Raw genomic sequence first — 555 nt, forward strand, 5'->3', positions numbered from 1 at the left:
GGGATGGCGAACGCCGTCAAGGACATCTTCACCGAGGTAGTCGTGGCCCAGGGCTTCGATCCCGAAGCAGTAGAGATCCTGTCGCAGAAGAAGAACATCCGGCTGCTGGTCCTGCCCGAGGGCTTCGCCCGGGACACGGTCGAATACAAGCAGGTCTCCGGCGGCATGCTGCTGCAGGCCTCGGACCGGATTGATGCCGATGGCGACGACCCCGTCAACTGGACGCTGGCCGCCGGCGAGGCCGCCGACGAGGCGACTCTGGCCGATCTGGCCTTCGCGTGGCACGCGGTGCGCTCGGCGAAGTCCAACGCCATCCTGGTCGCGGCCAATGGTGCGGCCGTCGGCATCGGGATGGGCCAGGTCAACCGGCTCGATTCCTGCCGGCTTGCCGTGGAGCGGGCCAACACCCTCGGCGTGGCGGTCGGCGGCGGAGCCGACGCTGCCGGCGGGGCGGCGAATGTGCAGGACGCGGCAGCACCGGAGCGGGCCCGCGGCGCCGTGGCTGCGTCCGATGCCTTCTTCCCGTTCGCCGACGGTCTGCAGATCCTCATTGAC

At 69.5% G+C, this 555-nt stretch carries 1 pseudogene; it reads left to right on the plus strand.

Going from position 1 to position 555, the window contains the following annotated elements:
• Positions 1–555 (plus strand): annotated as a pseudogene (gene purH, locus AC5RWT_RS37970) (bifunctional phosphoribosylaminoimidazolecarboxamide formyltransferase/IMP cyclohydrolase); the annotation flags it as partial.

It is taken from the genome of Arthrobacter sp. Dra40, assembly GCF_059091905.1.